Raw genomic sequence first — 4,031 nt, forward strand, 5'->3', positions numbered from 1 at the left:
GGGCGCAAAGATATATCAGATTTATTTTTTCAGGATTACATAATTCCGTTTAGATTTAGATATAAAAGTCTAGTAGAAATTTTAGGTATCTACAAAGGTAACAGATATAGAATGTAAATTGCATTACGCACGACTTTATTGCGAGCTTGCGAGTAATAAAGGATAGTGCGCACTATCCTTTATTAAAACAAGTTTTAATAAATCGTGCGGTAAAATCTCTCACAAGCTTGAGATTTTACAAAGGCAAATTTATGGCAAAATCATCTATCAATTTTCAAAAAGCCAAAGGGCATTCTTACGACCATAATTTTAGAAAAGATGAACCAAATTATTTACTAAAACCAGCCGACCGACTAGAAAATTTTTACTGGCAAAATGAGAAATCAGCTAGAGAAATTTTTGACGAGGAATTAAAATCATACGGAACAAAAAAAGGCAAAAGACCAACTTTTGAAAATTCACACTGGGAAGCCGTTTTAAATCTCAATAAAAATCATACGCTCGAGGACGTGCAAAAATTAGCAGAGTATATCGAGCAAAAATTTAATATCACTTGCGCCACTATCGCCGTGCATAGAGATGAGGGGCATTACAAAAATGACAAGCCACAGCACAACTTTCACGCTCATATAACTTTCGTAACGGTTAAGGACGGACAGCAAAACTGGAGAAAAGAGAAAATCAAGCCAGCCGACCTAAGAGAGCTACAAACAGCAGTTGCCGAAATGTTGCAAATGGAGCGAGGACAAGAAAACTCAGAGGCTGAACGCCTAAGTCATAAGCAATACAAAAAGGCAGCGCAGCAAAAAGAGCAGCTGGAGAGAGAAATTTTAAACCTCAAAGAGCGTAATGCCATACTAGAGAAAGAGCGTAAAGAGAGTAAGGGTAAGGGATTTTTAAAAGGCTTTTTTGATAGCTTATCGAGCATAAAAAAGAGCGACCAGGAATTTAGCAAAGATGAACTACTAGCAGAAATTGAGAGGCTTAAGGCACTTGACAAACAAAGGCGAGATGAGATAGAAAGGCTGCGCCTAGAACAGCAAGAACTAGCCGAAGAAGTGGCAAAAAATAGCCTCTATACAAAAAAGCTCGAGCAAGACCTCGAGGAAAAAAATAAAACTATCAAAGCTCAAGAAATCCAAATTATCAATCTCAAGCAAGAGAATAGCGAGCTAAAGAATTTCATATCAAAAGCAATGGCTTACGTCAGCAATCACGCAAAAGATGTCTTTAGTTTTATCAAGAATATCTTTTCTAGTGAGCTTACAGAGCCGCTATTGAACGAAAAAGAAAAAGACGAGGAATTTATCGACCAAATAGAGAAAACTCAACAGCGGTCAAATTTGACCCCTTTACAGCCTGAAAACAAAGAGAGAGTTTTTAAAGCTAGACGTCAATAAAGACTACCGCACTTCGTTTGCTGGTGCTAAGTTTGCCACTGCGTGTTTGCCTTAGCACTTTTAAAATGTGATTTGATATAATTTTGGTAGAGGTTAAAGCCAAAGGGTCGCAACCTCTGGCTTTAAATTTCACCTCTGAAAGGAGGTGGTTAATTTGAACCGTCTAACGTTCTTAATTGTAATTATAGCACTTTGTTTGCTAGTTACAAAGGCTTCATAAGCCTAGCCCCCTAGTGGGGCTTTAAGAGCATTGACAGCCCTTTGGTTTCTTTGCTTCAAAAATTTGGGGTATGGGGTGCAAACCCCATAAGTGCCCCTTCGAGCACCTGCTCGCTTAATTGCTAAAGCCTTGCGGAGCGTAGCGACTATGCAAGGCGTAAAGCTCGCGGACGAAAATTGCGCTAGCAATTTGAGCGCTGCTGAAGCGTCCGAATTCATAGTCAGATTTTTTAAAAAAGTGGTCGATTTTTTTCGCGCGCGCGTTTTTTTATCTTTTTAAATACTTTTTCTTTTATCTTTTAGACCCCTCGCAAACATCGACTACATCGGAGCTGGCAAGACCATTAAAAGGACATTTTGGGAGTTTTAAAAGGACATTTTGGGAGTTTTAAAAGGACATTTTGGGAGTTTTAAAAGGACATTTTGGGAGTTTTAAAGGACTTTATTTTAAGGGCATTGTATGTTATAATTGTCATTAAAATAAAAAGGAACGTAAATGCAAGAGCTTACAAAATACGACAACAAGCTGAATTTATTGAACTTTAAAGGCTTATCCAAGATAGAAAATAATCTATTTTTTGCAATTCTAACTTTGCTAAAAGACAAAGGGACACAAACAATAACGCTCAATATGTATGAAATAATGCAATATACGGAGCGTAATTTAACTATGGTTGAAGCGATAAATTTAACACATAGTGCTGTTGATAAAATCATTAAAACGGCGTGTAGATTTGAATTAGACGAACGCACTACAAGATTTTTTACATTGTTTGAAGTATTTGATATAGACAATAAAACCCTAGATATCAAAGTTAAAATTACACCAACATTTGAAGCTATGCTAAATGGGGTTTGGAAAGAAAAACAATATACCATTTTTGAATTAGCCGAATTTAGCGAACTATCTAGCAAATACAGCCAAACCATTTATCGGCTATGCAAACAATTTAGACTTAGTGGCGAATTTATTATGCGCTGGGCTGATTTTTTAGAACGATTAGATATACCACAAAGCTACGCAGTAGCAGATATAGACAAACGAATTTTAAAACAAGTCATAAAAGATTTTAACGAGCCGACAGTATTTAACCCAAACAAGCCTATTTTCAAAAATTTTAAAATCGAAAAAATCAAAGGAAGAGGAAGAGGCAGACCAATAACACATATAAAATTTTCTTTCACACCAGAAGTAGGAGAAAAAAACGAAATTCAAGAGCAGTTAAGAGAATTGCGAGAGATGCGACAAAACGAAATCAAAAACGCCCCAACACTAGAAACAAGACCAGGAGTTTTTGGCGGTAGAGTTTCACATTTGGACGGATTTATCGGAAAATATTGTTACTTTAAAAACAAATTTGATGGCGGAAACGATAGCTGTAAAATTATCAATTTAGAAAATTTAGCAAATGGAAAATTAAGAGCCACAATAAAAAACCAAGAAAGCGAAAAAATATTTTTTATGGAGTTTGAAACTTTACAACACTTAAAAAATTCGTTAAAGGTATCAGACTAATGACACTAATAACAAGAATAAGCCCATTAACAAAAATAAAAAAAATAGAGTTAAACTTAGACAATATAAAATACATTATCAACGATGGAAGCAGCTATTATATAGCTCGAAAAAGGGGGAGAAATTCTTTCTTTTTAAACTCATTTTTTTACGAATACACATTAAAATTTTTTGATGGATACAATGATGATGATTTTAAATCGCCTGGATATAGTTATCTTTTAAACGATGGTAATTTCTTTCAATACCTGAAAGATAATTGTGCTATGTATGAAAGAGAAAATGGAGATTACATTTTTTACCCAAAAAACAAAAAATTTTAGTCAGATAAAAATACGGAGATTTTAAAATGAGAGTAACTTCAATACACATAACAACCACAGCAAAGCATAGCACTATTAATGCGATAGAAACACTAATAAGAGATATTGACCCACAAGCGTCTATATCATACTATGACCCACGCATAGATATAACAGAGAAAGACGCAAATAATCTAAGAGAAACCCTAATGAGGGTATTGCTGGGAGAAATGGATTTTTATAGCTTTGATGAGATGAAAAGCCACTCGAGCAAGAGCCTAGAGAATATAAAAGTCGAAAGTGGAGAAGTAATTTTTACCGCAAATTTTAATAATCAGCTAAATGAAATTTTGACTACTCTTGCAGAGGCAAGCGCAGAAAAGGCAGCAGATTTTCAAAATGGACTTTTAGAAAAAATATCAAGCGTTCCTAGCGACCCATTTAGGTATCGTATGAACCAAGTTTTTGGGCGCAAAGATATATCAGATTTATTTTTTCAGGATTACATAATTCCGTTTAGATTTAGATATAAAAGTCTAGTAGAAATTTTAGGTATCTACAAAGGTAACAGATATAGAATGTAAATTGCATTAC

At 34.9% G+C, this 4,031-nt stretch carries 4 protein-coding genes; all 4 read left to right on the forward strand.

Features of this window, described 5'->3' with window-relative positions; translation table 11 throughout:
- Positions 1–251: 251 nt before the first annotated feature.
- Positions 252–1,400, forward strand: coding sequence for a hypothetical protein (locus tag CYO89_RS06820; protein WP_103597733.1), 1,149 nt, complete (start codon positions 252–254; stop codon positions 1,398–1,400).
- 715 nt (positions 1,401–2,115) lie between these two features.
- Positions 2,116–3,135 (forward strand): replication initiation protein, encoded by a 1,020-nt coding sequence (locus tag CYO89_RS06825; protein WP_103592735.1) that lies wholly within the window; start codon positions 2,116–2,118, stop codon positions 3,133–3,135.
- Positions 3,135–3,458: a hypothetical protein gene (locus CYO89_RS06830; RefSeq protein ID WP_103560461.1), complete on the forward strand. Its 324-nt coding sequence runs from the start codon at positions 3,135–3,137 to the stop codon at positions 3,456–3,458. The genes CYO89_RS06825 and CYO89_RS06830 overlap by 1 nt, the downstream gene beginning before the upstream one ends.
- 26 nt (positions 3,459–3,484) lie before the next feature.
- Positions 3,485–4,021 carry a type II toxin-antitoxin system RelE/ParE family toxin gene (locus CYO89_RS06835; protein WP_103592734.1) on the forward strand — a complete coding sequence of 179 codons (537 nt, stop codon included), beginning with the start codon at positions 3,485–3,487 and terminating at the stop codon, positions 4,019–4,021.
- Positions 4,022–4,031 lie beyond the last annotated feature (10 nt).

Source organism: Campylobacter concisus, from assembly GCF_002913765.1.
GTDB classification, from domain to species: Bacteria; Campylobacterota; Campylobacteria; order Campylobacterales; family Campylobacteraceae; genus Campylobacter_A; species Campylobacter_A concisus_BB.

Excerpts from the sequence above, each read along its gene's own strand:
- CYO89_RS06825 (WP_103592735.1), top strand. The coding sequence starts at position 2,116 with ATGCAAGAGCTTACAAAATACGACAACAAGCTGAATTTATTGAACTTT.
- CYO89_RS06830 (WP_103560461.1), top strand. The coding sequence starts at position 3,135 with ATGACACTAATAACAAGAATAAGCCCATTAACAAAAATAAAAAAAATA.
- CYO89_RS06835 (WP_103592734.1), top strand. The coding sequence starts at position 3,485 with ATGAGAGTAACTTCAATACACATAACAACCACAGCAAAGCATAGCACT.
- CYO89_RS06820 (WP_103597733.1), top strand. The coding sequence starts at position 252 with ATGGCAAAATCATCTATCAATTTTCAAAAAGCCAAAGGGCATTCTTAC.